Here is an 18,721-nt window from a genome sequence, read left to right as displayed (position 1 = left end):
TCGTTGGAATCGACGGAGAACGAAAGCGCGTGCTGCCGACCGACGTAGGGCAGTATCTTATTTTCCAAGAACAGGCTTGCGACGATGAGGTGCAATCTGATGACCTGATGGACGGCGGCCGTCATGGCCTTTGCTTGAGCTCCACTCTTTCCGAGGAACGGTTTGACGAGTTCCCAGACGTGGAGCAGCGCGAGTTGCCATACCGATAGCGGTTGAGAAGCGATGGGTCACGAGGTCCGGATTAGGTCTTGTGTCACGAGCATCGCCGGTCAACACGGCGAGTCGTAACTGTACTGGAGATGAAGGAGGGCCCTTGTTCGGCGATCAGGTCGCTGATCCCAACCGCGAGCGGCTGTGGTCAAAAGCCACGGTCGTTAGCGTCGCGGAAACGTCGGGGCGATGATCCCGGCAGCCAGGATCGAGAGAGGCGAGCGCAAGCGAACTGCTTCTGAAGCGTCGAAATCGGATTAGGCGATGTCAAAACCGCGGGGTGACCCTTCCTGCGGGACAAGCTCGGAGGATGACCGAGCGGCATCCGGCGTATAGGCAGCGCGAAGCTCGATCAGGCTCCGGTACGGAACGTGAGAACCTTGCCGACGATCCCAAGGGAAAAGGTGCAAGCGGCTCCCGCCGCGAGGCCGAAAGTACCGATGCGTCGGAGAGGGGCGGACTGCCTCGTAGTAGCGACGAAGGTCCTGTAATGGGGCTGGAACGAAGGAGGTGGGTCATCGCCGCTCAAACGGGCGTTGACCTGGGCGAGTGCGTCCCGCTTGGCGTCGAGGTCCCGATGCGAAGTATTGTCCCGGGGGCCCGTATGTCGGCCGATGTATGGCTGGACGGCCCGAAGCTTACTTTCGGCGGGCGCAATGAGCGGGAGCGCGACGTTCTTATCGACGCAATCCAAACCGGCCCTGCCCGGTCCGTTTACATCCCGATCATCGAGGCAATCGACCAGCGCCTGATGTCTCGCTTCCTAGCGAAGGTCGCTCTTGAGGTTCTTGTCGAGCGCATTATCCGCGTCGAAGGTTGGAACGAAGAAATTGTGGACAAGGAAGCTCTCGATCCGATCCGGCATCTCGCGCGGATCGGCGATCGCCCGGAGAAATGGCCGTTCTCGCTCCGCCGGATTTATGGCGAGGAGGATGTGCACGGGGACGGCGACGGTTACCAGGTTCTCCATGAATTCACGATCTTGTGCGAGCCGCTGCCTGAGCCCGGCCACCTCGACCTCTACGCGGTCGTGTGCATCGTTGGAGAGGAGTTCGCCATCAATCTGGGAGAGCCTGAAATCGCCAGCTATGAACGATGGCTGAAGGCCCACGACGGAACGAGCCCGCTTTACACTTCCGACAAGCTGCCTGTTCCGCCTGTGTTTGGATGACGCGTGAGCCGGTAGAGTTACGCAAGGTTCGAACAAGGGGCATTCGGAATGGACAACGGCGATCAAGGCGACTTCCTGTCCGGTATCGACGATGTTTCCCTCATGAGGTTCCTGCTCGAGGATCTTCATGACGACCTCTTGGGGAAAGTTCAGCGCTTCCGTTACTTGCATGATCTCGGTGAGCAGAATGGCCGCCGGACGATGTTGTTCGGCGGTCACGTCACGCATAACGCCTGGATCGAGGCGCGCTCATCTTTCGTCCACGGAAACTATGTGGCGACCGTTTTGCTGTGCCAGAGTCTCATTGAAAATCTTCTGGCCGCGTTCCTGCACGGTGGATTGTTGGATGAGTTGCCTTCGCGCATTCAGTTTGATGAAACGCTGAGGCGTTGCAGGGCCGCGGGTATTTTGAACGATGAGGATGTGACCGAGTTGAAGAACCTCGTCGCGCTTCGGAATCCACTGACGCATTTCAGGAATGTGGATGACGAGGAAGCCTTCAGCGGCGCTCGATGGCAACCGGGCGGTACACCAGCGACATATTAAGCAAGGTTGCTTGGTTCGCCATTTCGCTCGCATCGCGCATGATGGGAAAACCTCAGTTCCGGCTCGATGATAGCCGGACTCATTGCGACGGGGAAATTCTAGCTAACTTCAAATTCAATGATCTATAAATAGATCACAAAGGGTTAAATGATCTATTTATAGATCAATCTCTTGACATCAGTTCTCCTTGACCTATAAATAGATCATAAAGTCGCTTATGACCTATTTATGGATCAGACGTGTCCAAGACCAACCGCCCTGTCTCGCCCTATGCTGCGGATGCCGCGACCCGGCTGGGGCAGCTCATTCGCCGGGGACGCATTGACCGCCATATGACGGTCGCTGCCTTGGCGGAACGGGCAGGGGTCTCGCGCGGCCTCATGCAACGCATCGAGGCGGGCGATACCGGCTGCACCATTGGTGCCGTGTTCGAGGCCGCCGCGATTGTCGGCGTGCGCCTGTTCGATGCGGGCCAGGTAACGATGTCGCGCGACGTCGAATCCACCCGCGAAGTGATGGCCTTACTTCCCAAAGCAATCCGCAGCCACCGAACCGAGCCCGACGATGACTTCTGAGCAAAAACATACCCAAGCCTATGTATGGGTCTGGCTGCCGGAAAGCACGCAGCCTGTCGTCGCGGGTCTCCTGTCCGCAAGTGGCAAGCAACTCGTCTACAATTATGGGCAGAGCTATCTCCGCCGCAACAATGCCATCCCGCTTTATGAGCCGGAATTGCCGCTCAAGAGCGGCGTCCTTCCGCTCCTAAATGGGCTCAACATGCCGAACTGCATTCGCGACGCGGCACCCGACGCGTGGGGCCGCCGCATCATCATCAACCGCAAATTCGGCTCAGGCGGCAAAGATGTCGATCCCGGCAACCTTGACGAACTGACCTATCTCCTGGAGTCCGGATCGGACCGTATCGGCGCGCTCGATTTTCAGGCGTCGGCCTCGAACTATGTACCGCGCGAGAGCGCGGAAGTGTCGCTCGATGAACTCCTGAACGCCGCCACGCTGGTTGAAAAAGGCGTGCCGCTGACGGCCGAACTCGACCGTGCCCTTCTCCACGGGAGCTCCATCGGCGGCGCGCGGCCAAAAGCCATAATCACGTCCGGTAACAAGAAATTCGTGGCGAAGTTCTCGTCCCAGAACGACCTCTTCGGCGTGGTGAAAGCCGAATTCGTCGCCATGCGCCTCGCGTCCCTCGTCGGTCTCACCGCCGCACCCGTTGCCCTCAAGCGTGCTGCCGGAAAGGACGTGCTGCTCATCGAGCGCTTCGACCGTGAAAAAGCCCCGGAAGGTTGGCGCCGCAAAGCCATGGTGTCGGCGCTCACGCTGCTGGAGCTCGACGAAATGATGGCCCGCTACGCAAGCTACGAGCAGCTTGCCACCGCGATCCGTCATCGTTTCACGTCACCGAAGGAGACGTTGAAGGAGCTTTTCGGCAGGCTCGTGTTCAATATCCTATCCGGCAACACCGATGATCACGCGCGAAACCATGCTGCGTTCTGGAACGGGGTGGAGCTTACGCTCACGCCTGCCTATGACATCTGTCCGCAGAACCGTACGGGCGGGGAGGCGTCGCAGGCCATGCTCATCATGGGGCAGGAGCGCGCCAGCCAGATCGCACCTTGCCTGAAAGCCGCGCCCTTGTTCCTGCTCCACGAAGGAGAGGCGACCCTCATCGTCACCGCGCAAATCAAGACTATCAAGGAACGCTGGGCGCAAGTGTGCGACGAGGCCGGGCTCAGTGAAGTTGATCGGAATTTCCTGTGGCGACGCCAGTTCTTCAATCCCTATGCGTTCATCGACGCGCCGGAAGCTATTACGCGCCTCGTCGGTTAGCGGGGCGGCCCGCGCATCGTTGCGACTTGAAAGTTCCCGGTCGATCCGAGCCATGCCTTACCGCAATCGTTTAATCGTAGGCCATGCGATAGTCCCGGAGGACGGGATTTGCCCCAACGCGCGAAAGACCCTGTTCAGGGATCGGTAGCTCAAGGGCGGTCAAGAGATAGCAAAGGGATTCCATCGCCCGCGTCGATTTCGAGAAGGCGCGGAATTGCGCGTCGCTCTCCGGATTGAAGTGACCATGCGCACTCTTGCCGCGGAAATTGATCGCGCGCTTGAGATGCTCGACGGCTTCCTTCGGCATGACGCCTTTGCCGAAGCGGGCTTCGACGGTGCCGACAAGACGCTTGAATTGCTGCTCGGCGGTTTCCGCCCTGATCCACCGGATCGCGCCCGCGACGCGCTCGCCGATTGCAGGGTCGTGACCGAGCTTCTGGGCCTTCGCCGCAGCAACGGCGGCGATCGCATCGACATCCGAAGCTGAGAGCACCGGCTGCGCCTTCCCAATCGGGATATCTTCAAACCATCGGCACGCGTTCAACAGCCGCTCCGAGGAAACCACGTTCTTCAAGCCGAAAGCGGTCGACATCAGCGCGTTGGGCCGCCGCCACGCCGATGCCCGGTTCATCCACGCCACAAGGCACGCGCGGAAGGCGCCAAGTTCCTGATCGTCCCAACAGCGTACCGGCGATCCCCCGACCCACAGATCGCGATTGTCGACCTCGGCTTCCGGCCAGATGTAATGGACCTTGTGGTCGCCGGGATAGTCGTGCTTTTCGATGGCTTCCATCATCTCTGCGAAGGAAAGCCGGTCGAACCGGATCGACGACGGCGTGAGCGGCACGCCGAAGCAGAACGATAGGAAGTTCACGTAGTCCGACACATAGTCGATATAATCCCGGATGTTCTGCGGCTTGTCGAATTCAATCCCGAACGTCGGCCAGATTTCCTTCGGCCCCTCCAGCTCCATGCCGTAGGTCGCGCCGTACCACGCCCGCACCGTCATGCCTTCTGCGGTATCGTTGAAGATCGTCAGCTCATCTTCCTCCGGAAACCGCGTGCGGCCGATCGTCTTGACCTTGCCGTCATGCAGCATCAACTGGTTCGTGTGCTTTACGTTGAAGGAGACTTGCTTGACGCCGTCTTCGGCCGCCCAGGCATCGTGGCCTACGACCGCGACGTTCGAGAGGATCTCCTGATGGCGCGTCGTACGCTGCGGGGGCAAATTGCGCGACGAGGTTCCGGTGATCGTCGTGACGTTCGAATGCAACGAGACGATTTCGTTTGTCGCGGTTTGCAGGAAGACCGGCTCTTCGCCTTCGATATGGAAGTGATCGTCGTAGCTATAGATATCGGCGCGGAGCTCATTCTCCGAGATCAGAACCGTGCCGGTGAGGTTCTTCCCCGTGACGAGTTCGACGCAGTGCAACGGTCTTGTGCTTTCGCTCTTGGGCATGCAGCACCTTCGGGTGTTTTACCTGTTTGGTCCTTGGCTATGGCTAGAAACGCCATGCCGCCAGAGCCGCAAAAAGATCAAGACAGCGGCGCAAACCGCCAGCCGCGCCGACCGCACTAATCCTGAAACCCCACAGACTGATTTCGAGCCTTGGCTCTCGCATGACGCAATTCTCCATTAAGAATTCCGAGAATTGCCTTGCGGGGGGATTTCTTTTTGTCGCCGTTTTTCAGACGGCCGTCAACCACGCGCGGAATTCTTGTCATGGATGTCTTTGAAAGGCTTTTGAAACGCCCTTCAAGGCGGCTTTAATATAAAGAGGTCGAGGACCTGCACAAGCCGCTGAGATGGCAATGCGTCCGGCTAAGTGATTCGCTCATGCCACAAGCAGCCATGACCAAAGATGGTCTTTCGCGCATGCGGCGTTGCCGCACCGGTGCTCTCGTAAACCGAGCCGCATAGGGCGTCTCGGCCATCCGGCTTCGATCACGCTTGCGCAGAGACAAGGAGAGCGGCCCAGCCGCTCGCTTCCTTTATTTGAGGCGCTAAGGGCTACCGGCCCTCGCGCGCGCAAGGCATCCAAACGCTTCGCGCCGCCTCCGCACGTCTCCCGCAAGGGCGGGGCCCTCGTGCGGACCCTCGGCGCTACGCGTTCGGACCCTCCTTGCACTTGCTACCCCCGGGTTTCGCCAAGGGCAGGGGTGCAGCAGCAGCTGCACCCAGAAAGCAAGGACGCGAAGATGAATTTACTGACCGATGAAATCCGAGAGACGCTGCTCGCGAACGGACGCGTCAATGCGGGCCGCGAAAAAACGACTGACTTCAAGCCTGCCGCCAAACTGTTCTGTCCATGGGGCGGCGCAACGTGGCTCCTCACCGAGCTTGATCCGGAGGACCCAGATATCGCCTTCGGCCTCTGCGATCTAGGCATGGAATGCCCCGAACTTGGTAACGTCCGCATCAGCGAGCTTGAAGAGATATGCGGCCCCGGCGGCTTGACCATCGAGCGCGATCTTTACTTCTCCGCCGACAAAACGCCTTCGGAATATGCCGACGAGGCCCAGCGCCTCGGACGCATCAAGCTACGCCGCCGTCTCCGACATGCGGCGCGTCTATCCCGGCACGCCTGAAATCCCGGAAGGGGTTCAGTCTAAGATTGATGCTCTGCAATTAAGGCGGCGCGTTCTAACAATCTTAGTCAACATCGACAGATGGCCGCGGCTTTTTGCCTTTCAGCGAGAAAGCGCCTGACCTTGATCCCAAGGTGCGAAATCGCCCGATTCCAAGTCTTCTGGGGCGCTCTCGTCGGAGGGAAGCACGAGAAAACTTGGCCACTTGCCCACTGCCATTCATTGCGTGCGTCATGAGTTGTCCGATCGCGGTGCAAGGCATCTGCCGTCCCACGCCAGTTTTTCCTTCGTATACCTCCGAGAGAATTCCGTCTCTCTTCCCGAACAGATCAATGAGAGTAGAGTTGAACACCTTCTCACGTGCGAGAGCCTGGATGTTCTCTCTTCGTAAAGCCTCTGCACAGTATCACCGTGGTTGGTGAGGTATTCGGATCGATCGTCTCGCAGGCTGCATTTCTTGCCAGAGAACTCTTTGCTCTAGCGGTCGAATTCTTCTACTCGCTGCTTGAATTCGGTTGCCCGCAACGCGCCGGGCTACTTGGCCCTTGAAGCTGTATCCGCTCCGGACGAATGCCTCGACGCGGCTCATAAGTCCGGCTGTCGATTTTGGCCACGGCTATGCCCATTCGTCGCCCATTACCTTGGTCCATTACTTCGACAAGTTTTGCTTTTCAAACCAGAAATACGGTCTTGCCAATCCCGGGACGGTCACCACCTATTCTGGCGCTGTGCATCAAGAAGAGGTTGCTGGTCGCAGTATCTTCAGCAAAAAATCGGACACTTGAGCGCCAGTGTTTACGGTCGGTATTTTGGTTTCGGCCGTTATGATTGCGCATGGTTGTCAGGCTGATACACACCTAGTGCATTCCAATAGCGGGGATTGGAGCGCCATGCGAGGCGCCACCAAACGCAACCCAAAGGCGGTCAACTCCAGCCGAAAACGAAGGGCAAATCAAAATTGCCGCCAGGGAAGCCAATAGCGTGAAGTCCATGCGGCCTGAGAACTACCCCCAGATTTCTCTCCAGACTGCCTGAGCAGCCTTTCTCTGCTTTGTGTCTTCAAGCACGACCAGCATGTCCGTCGTCTCCACGATGATCAGCGATTCCTCAGCCGCCTTTACGTCGAATGCGCCCGCGGACCATTCCTACTCAATAGTATCGGCCTCCCTTCCTGGAGTGGAGGGCACCCCAACAACAAGACGGAGCAGAGTCCACGTATCCAGCTCTGGGATGGGCGGCACCCACTCCCTGGACTCCACCAGAGCACCCCACAGGTCGCGATCTGATGGATTTCGAGCAGAGGTCCCGGCGACGCAAAGGGAGCCGATCAGAAACGATTAAACCGCGCAAGGCAAGAACGAGGGTGGCACTGCGAGCCGCGCAGCAGCTGGATATCGGTACGCCCTTGGAGGAGCGATGGCTCGGCGGCAGCAGTATACGAATAGGTGATTTAGTGCATCGGCTACGCACATACTGAAACGAGAGCAGTGAACTTGGCCCGAACCCGCTATTCGGATGCGGAAGACGCTAAAACCAGAACCCAGGCATTCGCCTGTCCAGGCCAAAATAGGTACGTGCGGCCAGGTGTTGCCTTGATCGTCTTATTTTCCTTTCCGTCGTGGTACGAGACTGAAACCGTCTCACCGCATTTTGCACACGAAAAGTCTATCGACTGCTTAGGCTCAATCGATAGGGTTTGCCATGCAGACTGCCCGTTCCAGTAAGAAAAGACTAGCGTGTAAGGACCGGGATTCCTGATGCGAATATCACCAGGCTTAGGTGGCGAGTTCAAAATAAGAGATGGAGGAGCTATCTGAGCTATTCCTCCTTCCCGAGGACCGATCGGCGCCCTCGGCGTTGCAGAATCCCCAGCGGCGGCATGCGTCACTAGTCCTATTGCGGCCAGAAAGTAGACCGGAATCCTCGCGCCGATCTTCATGCTGCGCTCCTAACTTCTTCGGTATTCGGACGCTTTCCCGACGATTGGGAAGCACTGCTTTGTTGAGAATCACTTGGGGCAGTAGCAGCCGCAGATTGGGCAAAACGGCCAAGCATGTACCCGATGATCGTTCCGAATAGTCCAAAAGCGGGTGCAATCTGTTCGTTGCTGTAGCCGACTGTCACCAAGATGAGAGTCCCGGTAATAACCGTAAGAATAATTACCGGGCGGGCAATATCGTCAGGCCGAGCATTGGTAACTTTCCGTAGTGTAAAGATAAGTGCGCAGATAATCGCTAGGCCTAGAATACCGATCAAGCAAGTCAGCCAAAACTCGTAAGGCGTCTTCGATGAAAAGAATCCCGCGAGAGTAGCCCCTGAACTCGGCGGATTCTGGAGTATAGGTGGAGGAGGTATAGATTCCTCGCAGGCACCTGGCGAGATCAGGCAACTCCACATTCCCATGGCTAAAAGGAGCTGGGCTGAATTCTTTCTATAGTCCTCGGACATAGGATGCTCCCTCTCGCGCTGAAGCCTCGAACGTTTGCCCACCTAATGACAACGTATATCCCTTATCCAATGCCGCACATCGCTGCCCCGGAGATCCATGATCATCCGGCGACGCGTTCTCGTAAGCGCCTAAGGCAATGAATGCCCTCAGTACATCGCGCATAGCGCCGGGATCGGATCCCATTTTTTTAGCCAAATAGTATCCGGCGAGGACGTCTGCATGAAGCTCGCGCAAACGCTCCGTTGGACCGCTCAAACGTTCATAATATTGATCAGCCGAGAAGAACTGGAAGATGTGACCGCACTCGTGTGCTAACACACAGGCAACCGTAATTCCTCCTTGGCTCGGCTTGAGAAGCTCATTGACCAACCTGAGTCCGATCAAAACAGTCCCCTTTGTTCCGTCGACGATAGTCTCAGGCGTAGCTCCTGCGTTCTTGGCGTTGACAAACTTGAATCCAGGGTCGACCGGAATCACTGTGATGATGCGCTTCAATTCTGCTATCAGCGCTCTATCAAAGGCCGGATCACCCGATTTGGATTTGGTGTCATTGTAATCGGACGGAGGACTTCGAGAAATGCAAGCAACGCGAGTGCTGTCGATCGCATAGGAAGCGATTTGGCTTGACATCAGAATCGAAATCGACCCGACGATCAAGGCGCGTCGCGAGCATGCAACACACATGACGGCATCCCTTAATGCTGAGACCCAATATTACTTAAACGCAGCAACCGGAGCGGGGGTCATAGCGGCCGGACAGTCTCCAAGTCCCTTATAGCAATCCAGAACGCTGACCGCGGATTTGCTCGTCTGAATTACAACAGGAGGCGGATTCACAACGGTAGGTGGGGCGCTGCCAACCGTTTCATTCGATGAAGCGTCATTTTTTCGGTCAGTGTTGGATCGAAAGCTAGAGAGCATCGCTGGAGGAATTGCTTGGTACTCGGCAGGCCGATCCTTGCTCATCCAAACTGAAAATCCGCGTATCTCTGATGGCTGGTTCGGTGGCGTTACGACATCGGCGCGGACATAGACAGCGGCTTTCCCCTCAAATGCAGCAATCACGAACCAAGTGTTTTCAACAAAGCGCTGATATGCGACTTTCCTGTCATTGATTTTGAGGAGTCTGTCGAAAAGGTCTTTAAGCGACACTTCAGTCCCGAACCGCAGGGTCTCAACAAGGAGTCCATTTTTCTTGCTGTACCAGTGGTTGCCCCATTTCGTCTCTGTTGGTCCCTGCACCAAGCCCAAGGGAATACCGACTGATACCCCTGCTTCGTTGTCTGTAAGCTGCCTAAACCCCGCTTGAGTACGACGAGCCCGCCCCTCCTGCAGAAGTTGGCCTTCTTCCAGTGAAGTCAATTGGCCTGTTGCAGGATGTCCGATGCGAGCTTGGAATTTCTTGATAGCCGCAAGCGTGCCTTCACCAATCTTTCCGTCAACAAGACCCTCGTAGTCGGTCGTCCAAATCAGGGCTTCTTGTTGCTTTCGGATTTGGGAGGCTGTTTGGGATTGCGCAAATGCCGGTCCGGTGCAAAGCGACGCAACCGTTGCGACTATTAGTATGATGTGGGTTGCATTCTGGATGCTGGATATAGTCCGTCCGCACGTACTCATATCTTCCCTCCGGAAGAAGCGCGTCCGACTTAATACTAGCAAAGCTAGTGCTCGCTAGAGAGCGAGAATATGAACTAGCTCACATTCGGAGGAAAGAGTGCGCAAAAATTACGTACCAATGCCGCTCAGGAATTGGTGGTTCCGGCGGCGACGCACGCGGAAAGAATGCGAACGAGTTTGTGAGCACGTGGTTTTGTATCGGCAACTGATCCAAGGCTTTCCAGAGCTCTAGGGCCCAAGGACGGCTATCGTTTATTGCCCATGGTCGGGAAGTTGGGCATCCGCACCACGGTGAAGACGGTACGGAACAAGGTCAATGATGAGATGGTGAAGGACGAGAACGTTGATCCAAGCCATGGCTGGGGCCATCGCTTCAAGACAATCGGCATTGATTAGGGTGTTGAGATGCGCGTGCTGGACGCCATTCAGTGACAGGCGCCTCGCAACGTCTCTCGCAGGCTACGCGGACGTGACCATCAAGCCAAAAGGCGAAAGGCATAACTCGCTTTCCGGCAGGATGCGGCATAAGGGCCTGCAAGGATCGCCATGGGCGATAACCGGCCATGGGCCTAGAGACTGCATCAATTCGGAAGGACCATCAAAACTGCACGATGGTTCGCTCTTCATTTTGTCGAGAATTCAGAGCTTTTTGGGCATCCCGGTAACCCAATTCTATCAATCTCCGGCAGGATTTTTGCGAAAAGAAAATTGTACTCAAGGGCCAGCAGCCGAGCTTTTTCTTTGGGCAGATGTGAACGATGGTAGTAGCGGACCAACGTTCGCGCCATTCTTGGTCAAACAAGAATTCATAATCTTTCTTTCCCACGTTATGACGCAGCATACTTATACGTCGAAACCAATCACTCGTTTGCTCCGTGTCACGTAAGTCCAACCCAGAAAACGCCAACCAAAGGTGTCTTACCATGGCGTAAGGGTTGAGGTGCACCACATAGATCTTATCGCAATTGAGGTCTGCCAAGGCAAAGATGGGTGTGTTATCAGCGAGCCCCCCATCGGCATACGCCGCGTTTCCGATGAGGACCCTTGGATAAATCATTGGCAACGCCATTGTACCTACGATGAATCTGAATGCGTCGGACTTTGAGAGAGAATTCAGCTTCAGATATTCTGGGGCCCAGCCGAGCCCCCGCGGAACCTTCTTAGCCAAAGTAATGAAAATTTCGACTTGGCAATTTTCCAGACGATCCCAGGGGATCGCGTGTTGAACGAGGCGACCAAGAGTGGCTATTCTGAACAGCCCCGGGGCCTGTAGGCGATTGACCAGCGAGGCTACTATGTCGAGAGCCGTGAAGAGCGCAAACGCTCCAATCGTCACCGCGACCAGTAGGGATGAACTAGGTGGCGTGTTCTCAGGCAGGAAACCACAACCGATAGCGAGAAGAAGGCCAAGTGTCATGAAGAGAATAATCATGACAAAACGAGCTCGGTCGGACGCGCGAAAAAGGAGAGCCCACAATTTGGCTAAACGGACCGCAATCGCGAGTGCGGTAACCCAGCTCACCTTCACAAAATGTTTTGTGGCCAGGCGCTGCCAGATGATTTCGCGTTGTGGTGTATCTACCAGCGTAAGCACCCCATTAAAGGCCCCTATTGAGGTGCCGGCTATGACGTCCGGTTTCACGCCACCTTCATCCAGCGCCCGCAATACGCCAGCCTGATAAGCGCCTTTTGCTCCACCACCAGCCAATACAAGACCAATCTTTGATCTCCCGCAATAGGCGTTTGCTATGTCACGACGTCGAGCCCCTCAACACCGCACGGCAGGCTATCTCGGGCCGTTGTCCGCCACACCTCCAGAACGCTGAGAATTTGCGCTGTCCAATGTCTTCTCCACGCCGCGACATCATATCAGCGGACGTGACAACTCGACTAGAGTATGCCGACATTGCTGCCGGACCACGGCCCAAGTCTCAGGTGGATCACCTGCGGATTCGCCACATTGAGCAGGGAACGTCCCGTTTGTGCCCGCAACCCGAAATCGGATCGGCTCCTAGCGGGTGTTCGCATACTCGGTAGTTGCCGCTTTGCAGGCCGCGACCTGGAACGGACTTATGTCAGTCAGGTCGAGCGTGGCACTCGCAATTGCACCATATCGTCCTGGCTCGCTTGGCTCGTGCCTTGAAGACGACTCCTGACCGACTGCTCGTCCCCTAAAAGAAAACACGTGGTTAGCGTCGAATCTCGTCCGGTGTCTAGCGGGTGATTTTGAGCGAGCGTCGCTGGGCAGCGGCTCCCGCGGCACATGGCGGACATGAGAACGTCTCTGCCCTCGGTTCTCGAAGCGTGGATCGAGTTCACCCAATCAGGACAACCTAAACTAGCTGCGACATTCTGGACGCTGGACGAGCAGCACCTTCCATTTGCAACCAGCCTGCCATTCTGCTAAAATACTCGGCTAGGCCCTAGCCACTTTCGCGTACCGGCATCGCTTTTTTATTGGGAGGCATGCTATGATGAGAGTGATTTTACGGCCAGTGATGGCCATGTCCATTTGCGGTTTAGGTTCTACGGCGTTCGCTCAAAATCCAGCTTTCGATATCTGCAGTACGCTCGCAACGAGCGGATTGATCAATAAGAGCGAGCGCAGATTCGCTGAGGAAACTGCCAATCAGCAATGGCATGAAATATGCCGAGAGCGTAGCACAAGGGTCGTTAAAGCGAATTCGGCATCTGCTTCCTTGAAGATTAAAATCTATCAGCGTGGAAGTGGAAGAGGCTCCTATAGCAGCACAAATCAATTCGACCAGACTGACATCGACAACTTCTGCGACAAGGGAGCAGAAGATTTCGTAAAGTCGGTTGCCGAACAGGAAAGCTCCTCGATCGGACAATACCTAGCTGACAGCGTCAACACTTGCCTGCGACTTGCGACCCAGTACGGACTCGAGTGGACGGGTGGATATGTCGAGTTGGACCCTGGTGCCGACGATCGATTTATAGTCGACGTGAAACACATTCCTGGAAGAACATCTGAAAAATATAAGCTGGAGCAACTTGGCGGCTCGGCAGGAGTCGGATGCTTCCTGGATGGTGATCTCCAAAGGACAGCGATAGGAGCAGAGCTGGGCGCGGAGAACTCATACACCTGTAAGAGGGAGACTGGTCAACCGGTGGCAGCTCGATTGATTTTCGTTGGGACCGGCAACAGAGCGAACACCATCAATATCCCTATAAGGGCGACAAGCTCCGGTGCGATAGAGCGCCTGAAGGCGGAGTTGCTAAGAGAACTCCTGCCGGCGAATGCTGTAATTCCTTTTATCTCCGAAAGTTGTCCGTCTGGTTGGAAAGAACTCAGCGTTCCCGGGCGCTTCCTCGTGGGCGCCTCGCCTACGCAGCGTGGCGGTGAACAGGGAGGTCAAAGTTCGGTAAGGTTGGCTGAAGGCAATCTCCCGCCGCACCGACATTCAGTCTATCAGCATGCGGGTTACCATCTTGGGGGCCCACCCCCGGCAAACAGGCCGGACCAACAAGGAGCCGGGGCGGGCGATACGACCACGGGAGTGCATGGTGGCACTACGAGCGATGGCGGCTTCCCCAATCTGCCATTCGAGATAATCCCCCCTTGGATCGCTGTACGATACTGCCAGAGGAGCGTGGCAGCAGTCGCATCGGGCGAGCGTTGAGCAGCGAAGAGTCCGAGCCTAGTTCAGACGCTGCTTGAATTGTGATACTAAGAGGGCACTTAGCGGATTCGGCTCGTCTTGTGGCCGATGCGGGCCTCTCGCCAACTGCATAGCCAGCCGGCTCGGGGAGCTGGATGGAATCCTTAAAGCGCCTTCATCAAAGGCCTCGATAGCAGACATGTAGATGTTCCTGTTGGTCGGCAGTGATTGATCACCCTACCTTGAAGGCAACCCTCAAGGAGACAACAGGGGGCCTCTTTACGGCTCTAAGTTACCCCCTCCGCTGCTCCTCCATTAGCGGAGGCGTAGGAAGTTAAGTCATTGTGATTATTACCAAAATGTCACCGAAACGATCGCGCACGGAGAGCTGCCCCCCGCTCGAAAGGGGCCTGCATTGCTCTTGCTGCAACCTCGGCCTTCGACTGCGCGACCAGCACCGCGTCGTGGAGCGGCAACCCGGTGACCCCGGCTTGCGCCAAATATGTGATGACCTCGATGAGCATGTCGCTCTCTATGCGCATCAGTTGAAATGTCGCCTTCAGGCTGCGCTTCTCTCGCCCAGACGTAGGCAAGACGCGGAAAGAGTTGGCGGTAGTCAACGTTGGCGATGCACTCGCTGTCAATCCGGATGCGGCGTCGCTCGGCCCGCTCCATCGACATCCAATAGCTCCCCGCTAGGCGACCGCCGTGCTGCCATGTGCCATTATTGAAGATGCGGCGGAGAGAGCGGCGATAAGGGCCATGATATGCCCATCTTTGCCTAAGGACAGGCCGGCGTCCTGGCCCGTTACCTCAATGTCCGCCTCGCGATCCGTCGCCGTGGGTCCATCTTTTCAAACCCCTGTTGTCGAGCGCCGCGATCCGATCGCTATCACAACTCTAGGGCGATCACATCGTGGAAGGCTGAAAAACACAGCCCGGCACTTGGCCGGGCTTTTGTCGTCAGCAGGGCCTTTTTCTCACCGTCGCCCCTGCAATCGGTCGCATTCCTTCCGGGCCGCCTCGCGGCGATCGTCGATCCAGCGGGCGAGGTCGGCAAGATGAACGCTGCGCGTGCCTTTGGCCCTGCCCTCGATCCGGACAACCGGGATGTCGAGGCTCCCGTTCGTAGCCTTCCGCGCGAACTCGTTTGTCGTCAGGTGTTGGAAGTAGTCCAGACACACCAATTCGAGCGGGATGACACAAAGGCCGTTGTATTTGAGCCATCAGCAGAAAGGCGGTGTTCATCAGGCCGCGATCTCCATGGGCTGCAATAGGCAGTGAAGGCCATCACCGTCGAGCCAAGCCGAGACGCGCTCCTTCAACTGTGCGCTCAAGCCGCTGAGAGCATAACAGCTCAATCCGATGTCGAAGCGCTCCGCAAGCCGTTGGACGGGCGCAATCGCCCACTGGATTGCCTCGTGCTCCTCGACAGGTCCAGCCGTCTCCGGAATGGCGTCGATCTCAGTCAGTGCAAAGCGAGCAGCCTTCTGGAGCACACCAAATTTGGAGATGAGATATTTGTCATTGCGGCTGAGCGCGAGAAGATGGTGTTAAGAGAGTTTGTCAAATTATTTGGATGGTCTGATGCCCCCTAAGTTGGAAAAACAAACCAAGCGCCTAAACATGGTTGCCCCGGCCAGTTGGGTGAAAAAAATTGACGACTGGCGACGTCAACAGCCCGATCTTCCGAACATCTCGGAAGCAATTAGGCGGCTGGTATGGGATTGGAGACCTCAAAGAGGTCGAGCAAGCCGGACCACTGACTTTTATGAACGGTCGGCGGGCCGCTGACTGTAGGCGAGATCGCAACGCGCGTTGCGGGTATCGAAACTGTTACGAATTGAGATTTTCGGCCTGGCATCTCCGGCCTACATCCCCGCAAACTCCGTAGGATCAACCTCCCACCTTTCACCGCGATGAGTATTACCCACTGAGTCTTTCGCGAATGGCACTAAGCGGGTCCGTTTGCCGGCAAAACCTTCCATAAGTGCTGCCGCAATATCAGCGTAGGCATAATGCAGTCGCGCGGTCTGCCCGTCTGTCAATGTGATTGGCAGCTCGGTGTTGTCCAATCCGGGGTAGTGCCGGCCGGGATTTAGCCACTTCCCTCCCGGGACCTCTAACCCGATCGTCACGATGGTAACAGGACGCTGTCCGGCGTTTGTCACTTCAAGGTGTGCGAAACATCTGCCGTCGTAAGCTAAGCCCGTATTAACAGGCATCTTGGAGCCCATGCTGATCCGGATCGCGCGTCGCTCCTTTCGGAGAGCGCTGTATAAATTCCAAGTGGAAAGCGTTGCGCCGTAGATCGCGAGCCCGAACAGAACAGTTTCCTTGTCGATCGTCATGGCGGAAAAGTATCCTGATTCGCGCGAGTGGGCATGTCCCGCAGACCTCGTCGGGCGGCCGCCACAGCATCGGTCGTCCGATCGTAGAACTTCGCCGCCATGTTGGAATACCACGCGCCTTACATCGACCCCGCGCCATCGCCGCTGCCGCCAGCCGCTGCCGCCCCCACGTATGCCATCAACATCGCGTCCGCGAACGATAGTTCACCGGCAAGAGCGTCGGTAAGCCGCCGCTGCAACGCCTGCTCCTCGACCGGCCCGGCCAGCCCTGCCGCCGCGATCTCCCGCGCCCTGGTTCGCAGTTTTTGAGCGAATGACATTACTTGCCGTTTCCGAATTTGCCGAATGCATATTCGAGCGGCGAAACCTGCTCTCCGTTGTTCTGCCGGGCCAGAGCGTCGATAACCGGGTTGGTCAGCACGGACGGGAAGCCGGTCGTAGCTCAAAGCGCGTTCGAAAGCGCCTTCGCAGCGCTGCGGCTGAACTCGCTATCGACCGCGCCAACAGCCTTGCCGATAGTCCAAACCGGCTTTGCCAAATCCCCGGTGATCGAACCGTAAGCGCCGCCAGCGCCGTACCCCTGGACCACCGACGCCATGTCCCGCACGAACGGCAGCGTGCCGATGACCGAGAGCGCGGTCTTCTTGGCGAGCCATAGCGCAGAATTCTCGTCATCGTCGCCAGCATCACCACTGCCGAAGATTGTGCCGGCAGCGGCCCTGGCAGCAGCACCAACCAGAGCCTCGACGCTGAACAGCAGCACCAGTCAGCCACCAGAGACGCTGCTTCCAGTCCCGACACCTTGGACGCGCCGTTCTCAGCAAACACCTGCTGGGCCTTCTTGCCGCGCTCGTATGCGACGTTAGTCTTGGCAAACATGTAGCTGCCCAGCGTCGAGAAGAGCTTCACGAACTCATTCTGCCGGGTCATCGTGCCGAGTGAGCCGCGCTCAATGGCCGACCGATCCGTGAACAGGCCTGAGACCTGAGCGCGCTTGACCAAACCGTTAGCATGCGCGGCCGCCCGGCTCTCGTTGCCGCCGAACTTCCGTAAGTCCTGTTCATAGCCGGCGATCCAGGTCGGGACGTCGGCAAAGTGCCATTGCACCTTCTGCATCAGCCAGAAAGCCGCAGGTCCCCAATAGTCCTTCTTGAACTCCTTCCACCTCGAGGGCGTTGCACCCGACGCGCTGCTCTCCAGGAACGCGTCCATGTCTTTGTTGAACGTCGTCTGCCGCGTCGCCATGAAGGGAGCCGCGCCGGCCGCAGCGGCCGGATCGCGCACGGTCTTGGCAATGCCAACCGCCATGTCCTTCTTGCCCGCGACGACGAAGGACTGCGCCACACCGCTCATCTGCTGGAGCGCGTTCGTCAAGTTCAGGCCAAGCTTCGCGGCAGTGAAGTTCGACCTGAGGGCCATTATGCGGAACCGACCGCCGTTGTCGCACCAAGCGCGCCCTCAGCGGCGTCTTTCAACTACGCTTGCAGCGCGTCGAAATCGGCCGTGCGGCCGGCATTCTCCAGTGCGCCACGCACACGGCTGTCCTGGATCAGCCGCCACGCATTGGCTACCGGCTCGCTCATCTCCAGGTCATAGATCACCTGATTGACGTGCTTGTGGAGCACGGCCATGTCGAGCGACACCGGCCCGACGCCGGCACCGCACGCTCTTTGGTGTGGCCGTTCTTGGTCTGAGCCTTGCCGAATTTACCGGCGATGAGCGCGCTGGCAACGGCGTTTGGTTCTTCAATCCGTTGGCTTGGCAGCTTCTGATCGTGCTAGGCGGATGGTACGCCATCGATGAGGAGAAGTGCCGACCGTGGCTGACGTCGCGGGCGGCCCTTGTTGTTGCCGTTCTTTATCTAGTTTTCAGCCTGATGCTCTCACTGAGGGAGATCAAGCCGCTGGTTTTCTTTGACCGAATCGGTATTTCCACTAGATAAATCGAATCTGAGTCCGTTGCGGCTGCTCCATTTTCTGGCTCTTGCAATGGTGGTGTTATGGCTCTTTCCTCGGAGTTGGAAAGGACTATCGAGCCCGGTGCTACACTGTGCAAAGTTGTGTGGGGAGAACTCGCTTCCGATCTATTGTCTTGGCGTTCTCCTGGCGCTCGCCAGCCGTTCTTACTCCGCTCCTCATCTCAGATCTGGCGGTTATGCAGATTGCGTTCAGTCTTGCCGGAATCGTAGTAATGGTGATCGTAGCGAGGCTTTTAAACGCGACTAATAATAAGCGCGCTCGTCAGCCTCGGCGGACGCAATGGACAGGGGGGAATGCACCGGCATTCTGGGAGAGTCGCGAGGGAGCGCGGAGCGAACCCT

At 57.1% G+C, this 18,721-nt stretch carries 21 protein-coding genes; 11 read left to right on the top strand and 10 right to left on the bottom strand.

Going from position 1 to position 18,721, the window contains the following annotated elements; all coding sequences use genetic code 11:
- Positions 1-29 precede the first annotated feature (29 nt).
- The 5 genes from XI03_RS08125 to XI03_RS08105 all read left to right on the top strand — a co-directional run bounded on the left by XI03_RS08125 (position 30) and on the right by XI03_RS08105 (position 3,772).
- Positions 30-209: a hypothetical protein gene (locus XI03_RS08125; protein ID WP_271591828.1), complete on the top strand. Its 180-nt coding sequence runs from the start codon at positions 30-32 to the stop codon at positions 207-209.
- Positions 210-520: 311 nt separating this feature from the next.
- Positions 521-1,381: a hypothetical protein gene (locus tag XI03_RS08120; RefSeq protein WP_271591827.1), complete on the top strand. Its 861-nt coding sequence runs from the start codon at positions 521-523 to the stop codon at positions 1,379-1,381.
- A gap of 48 nt (positions 1,382-1,429) precedes the next feature.
- Complete coding sequence (locus XI03_RS08115) at positions 1,430-1,927, top strand: hypothetical protein (protein WP_271591826.1); 498 nt, start codon at positions 1,430-1,432, stop codon at positions 1,925-1,927.
- Positions 1,928-2,166: 239 nt separating this feature from the next.
- Positions 2,167-2,502, top strand: a complete 336-nt coding sequence (locus XI03_RS08110; protein ID WP_271591825.1) for a helix-turn-helix transcriptional regulator — start codon at positions 2,167-2,169, stop codon at positions 2,500-2,502.
- On the top strand, positions 2,492-3,772 hold the full coding sequence (locus XI03_RS08105) for a type II toxin-antitoxin system HipA family toxin (protein WP_271591824.1): 1,281 nt from the start codon (positions 2,492-2,494) through the stop codon (positions 3,770-3,772). Before XI03_RS08110 ends, XI03_RS08105 begins: the two co-directional genes overlap by 11 nt.
- A 70-nt stretch (positions 3,773-3,842) precedes the next feature.
- Here XI03_RS08105 and XI03_RS08100 read toward each other — a convergent pair whose 3' ends face one another.
- Positions 3,843-5,231 carry a hypothetical protein gene (locus XI03_RS08100; protein ID WP_271591823.1) on the bottom strand — a complete coding sequence of 463 codons (1,389 nt, stop codon included), beginning with the start codon at positions 5,229-5,231 and terminating at the stop codon, positions 3,843-3,845.
- A gap of 740 nt (positions 5,232-5,971) precedes the next feature.
- On the opposite strand from XI03_RS08100, the gene XI03_RS08095 reads away from it, so the two are divergent.
- Entirely contained in the window at positions 5,972-6,361 is a 390-nt protein-coding gene (locus tag XI03_RS08095; RefSeq protein ID WP_271591822.1) for a DUF2958 domain-containing protein, read from the top strand.
- Positions 6,362-6,906: 545 nt separating this feature from the next.
- Positions 6,907-7,146 (top strand): hypothetical protein, encoded by a 240-nt coding sequence (locus tag XI03_RS08090; RefSeq protein WP_271591821.1) that lies wholly within the window; start codon positions 6,907-6,909, stop codon positions 7,144-7,146.
- Positions 7,147-8,792: 1,646 nt separating this feature from the next.
- On the opposite strand, the gene XI03_RS08085 is transcribed toward XI03_RS08090, so the two are convergent.
- Positions 8,793-9,440, bottom strand: a complete 648-nt coding sequence (locus XI03_RS08085) for a hypothetical protein (RefSeq protein WP_271591820.1) — start codon at positions 9,438-9,440, stop codon at positions 8,793-8,795.
- Between the two features lie 84 nt (positions 9,441-9,524).
- Positions 9,525-10,427 (bottom strand): peptidoglycan-binding domain-containing protein, encoded by a 903-nt coding sequence (locus XI03_RS08080; RefSeq protein WP_271591819.1) that lies wholly within the window; start codon positions 10,425-10,427, stop codon positions 9,525-9,527.
- Positions 10,428-10,688: 261 nt separating this feature from the next.
- Between XI03_RS08080 and XI03_RS40255 the strand changes: the two genes are divergently transcribed.
- Entirely contained in the window at positions 10,689-10,823 is a 135-nt protein-coding gene (locus XI03_RS40255) for a hypothetical protein (protein WP_333935604.1), read from the top strand.
- A gap of 202 nt (positions 10,824-11,025) precedes the next feature.
- Here the strand turns inward: XI03_RS40255 and XI03_RS08070 are convergent, their stop codons facing one another.
- Entirely contained in the window at positions 11,026-12,135 is a 1,110-nt protein-coding gene (locus XI03_RS08070) for a patatin-like phospholipase family protein (RefSeq protein ID WP_271591818.1), read from the bottom strand.
- Positions 12,136-12,898: 763 nt separating this feature from the next.
- On the opposite strand from XI03_RS08070, the gene XI03_RS08065 reads away from it, so the two are divergent.
- A complete protein-coding gene (locus XI03_RS08065; RefSeq protein ID WP_271591817.1) occupies positions 12,899-14,071 on the top strand; it encodes a hypothetical protein in 1,173 nt (390 codons plus the stop codon).
- 959 nt (positions 14,072-15,030) lie between these two features.
- Here XI03_RS08065 and XI03_RS08060 read toward each other — a convergent pair.
- From XI03_RS08060 to XI03_RS08035, 6 genes are all read right to left on the bottom strand, one after another.
- Positions 15,031-15,234: a pyocin activator PrtN family protein gene (locus XI03_RS08060; RefSeq protein WP_271591816.1), complete on the bottom strand. Its 204-nt coding sequence runs from the start codon at positions 15,232-15,234 to the stop codon at positions 15,031-15,033.
- A gap of 63 nt (positions 15,235-15,297) precedes the next feature.
- Complete coding sequence (locus tag XI03_RS08055; RefSeq protein ID WP_271591815.1) at positions 15,298-15,549, bottom strand: hypothetical protein; 252 nt, start codon at positions 15,547-15,549, stop codon at positions 15,298-15,300.
- A 372-nt stretch (positions 15,550-15,921) separates the two neighbouring features.
- Positions 15,922-16,401: a hypothetical protein gene (locus tag XI03_RS08050; RefSeq protein ID WP_271591814.1), complete on the bottom strand. Its 480-nt coding sequence runs from the start codon at positions 16,399-16,401 to the stop codon at positions 15,922-15,924.
- A gap of 119 nt (positions 16,402-16,520) precedes the next feature.
- Complete coding sequence (locus XI03_RS08045; RefSeq protein WP_271591813.1) at positions 16,521-16,721, bottom strand: hypothetical protein; 201 nt, start codon at positions 16,719-16,721, stop codon at positions 16,521-16,523.
- Positions 16,722-16,815: 94 nt separating this feature from the next.
- The gene (locus XI03_RS08040; RefSeq protein WP_271591812.1) at positions 16,816-17,820 is read right to left on the bottom strand and encodes a hypothetical protein; all 1,005 of its coding nucleotides are present in this window, start codon (positions 17,818-17,820) and stop codon (positions 16,816-16,818) included.
- A 56-nt stretch (positions 17,821-17,876) separates the two neighbouring features.
- A complete protein-coding gene (locus tag XI03_RS08035; RefSeq protein WP_271591811.1) occupies positions 17,877-18,044 on the bottom strand; it encodes a hypothetical protein in 168 nt (55 codons plus the stop codon).
- Between the two features lie 32 nt (positions 18,045-18,076).
- On the opposite strand from XI03_RS08035, the gene opgC (XI03_RS08030) reads away from it, so the two are divergent.
- The gene (gene opgC, locus XI03_RS08030) at positions 18,077-18,343 is read left to right on the top strand and encodes an OpgC domain-containing protein (RefSeq protein WP_271591810.1); all 267 of its coding nucleotides are present in this window, start codon (positions 18,077-18,079) and stop codon (positions 18,341-18,343) included.
- Positions 18,315-18,626, top strand: a complete 312-nt coding sequence (gene opgC / locus XI03_RS08025; protein ID WP_333935601.1) for an OpgC domain-containing protein — start codon at positions 18,315-18,317, stop codon at positions 18,624-18,626. The genes opgC (XI03_RS08030) and opgC (XI03_RS08025) overlap by 29 nt, the downstream gene beginning before the upstream one ends.
- The last annotated feature ends 95 nt before the right edge of the window (positions 18,627-18,721 follow it).

The sequence above is a fragment of the Bradyrhizobium sp. CCBAU 65884 genome (assembly GCF_028128835.1).
Taxonomy (GTDB): Bacteria; Pseudomonadota; Alphaproteobacteria; order Rhizobiales; family Xanthobacteraceae; genus Bradyrhizobium; species Bradyrhizobium ottawaense.
This window is presented reverse-complemented; position numbering and strand designations above follow the sequence as displayed.

What these genes read in the sequence shown, in the direction of transcription:
- XI03_RS08120 (WP_271591827.1), top strand. Translation starts at nt 521, where the DNA reads ATGACCGAGCGGCATCCGGCGTATAGGCAGCGCGAAGCTCGATCAGGC.
- XI03_RS08040 (WP_271591812.1), bottom strand. Translation starts at nt 17,820, where the DNA reads ATGGCCCTCAGGTCGAACTTCACTGCCGCGAAGCTTGGCCTGAACTTG.
- XI03_RS08045 (WP_271591813.1), bottom strand. Translation starts at nt 16,721, where the DNA reads ATGTCATTCGCTCAAAAACTGCGAACCAGGGCGCGGGAGATCGCGGCG.
- XI03_RS08095 (WP_271591822.1), top strand. Translation starts at nt 5,972, where the DNA reads ATGAATTTACTGACCGATGAAATCCGAGAGACGCTGCTCGCGAACGGA.
- XI03_RS08085 (WP_271591820.1), bottom strand. Translation starts at nt 9,440, where the DNA reads ATGTCAAGCCAAATCGCTTCCTATGCGATCGACAGCACTCGCGTTGCT.
- XI03_RS40255 (WP_333935604.1), top strand. Translation starts at nt 10,689, where the DNA reads ATGGTCGGGAAGTTGGGCATCCGCACCACGGTGAAGACGGTACGGAAC.
- XI03_RS08050 (WP_271591814.1), bottom strand. Translation starts at nt 16,401, where the DNA reads ATGACGATCGACAAGGAAACTGTTCTGTTCGGGCTCGCGATCTACGGC.
- XI03_RS08105 (WP_271591824.1), top strand. Translation starts at nt 2,492, where the DNA reads ATGACTTCTGAGCAAAAACATACCCAAGCCTATGTATGGGTCTGGCTG.
- XI03_RS08080 (WP_271591819.1), bottom strand. Translation starts at nt 10,427, where the DNA reads ATGAGTACGTGCGGACGGACTATATCCAGCATCCAGAATGCAACCCAC.
- XI03_RS08065 (WP_271591817.1), top strand. Translation starts at nt 12,899, where the DNA reads ATGATGAGAGTGATTTTACGGCCAGTGATGGCCATGTCCATTTGCGGT.
- XI03_RS08115 (WP_271591826.1), top strand. Translation starts at nt 1,430, where the DNA reads ATGGACAACGGCGATCAAGGCGACTTCCTGTCCGGTATCGACGATGTT.
- XI03_RS08100 (WP_271591823.1), bottom strand. Translation starts at nt 5,231, where the DNA reads ATGCCCAAGAGCGAAAGCACAAGACCGTTGCACTGCGTCGAACTCGTC.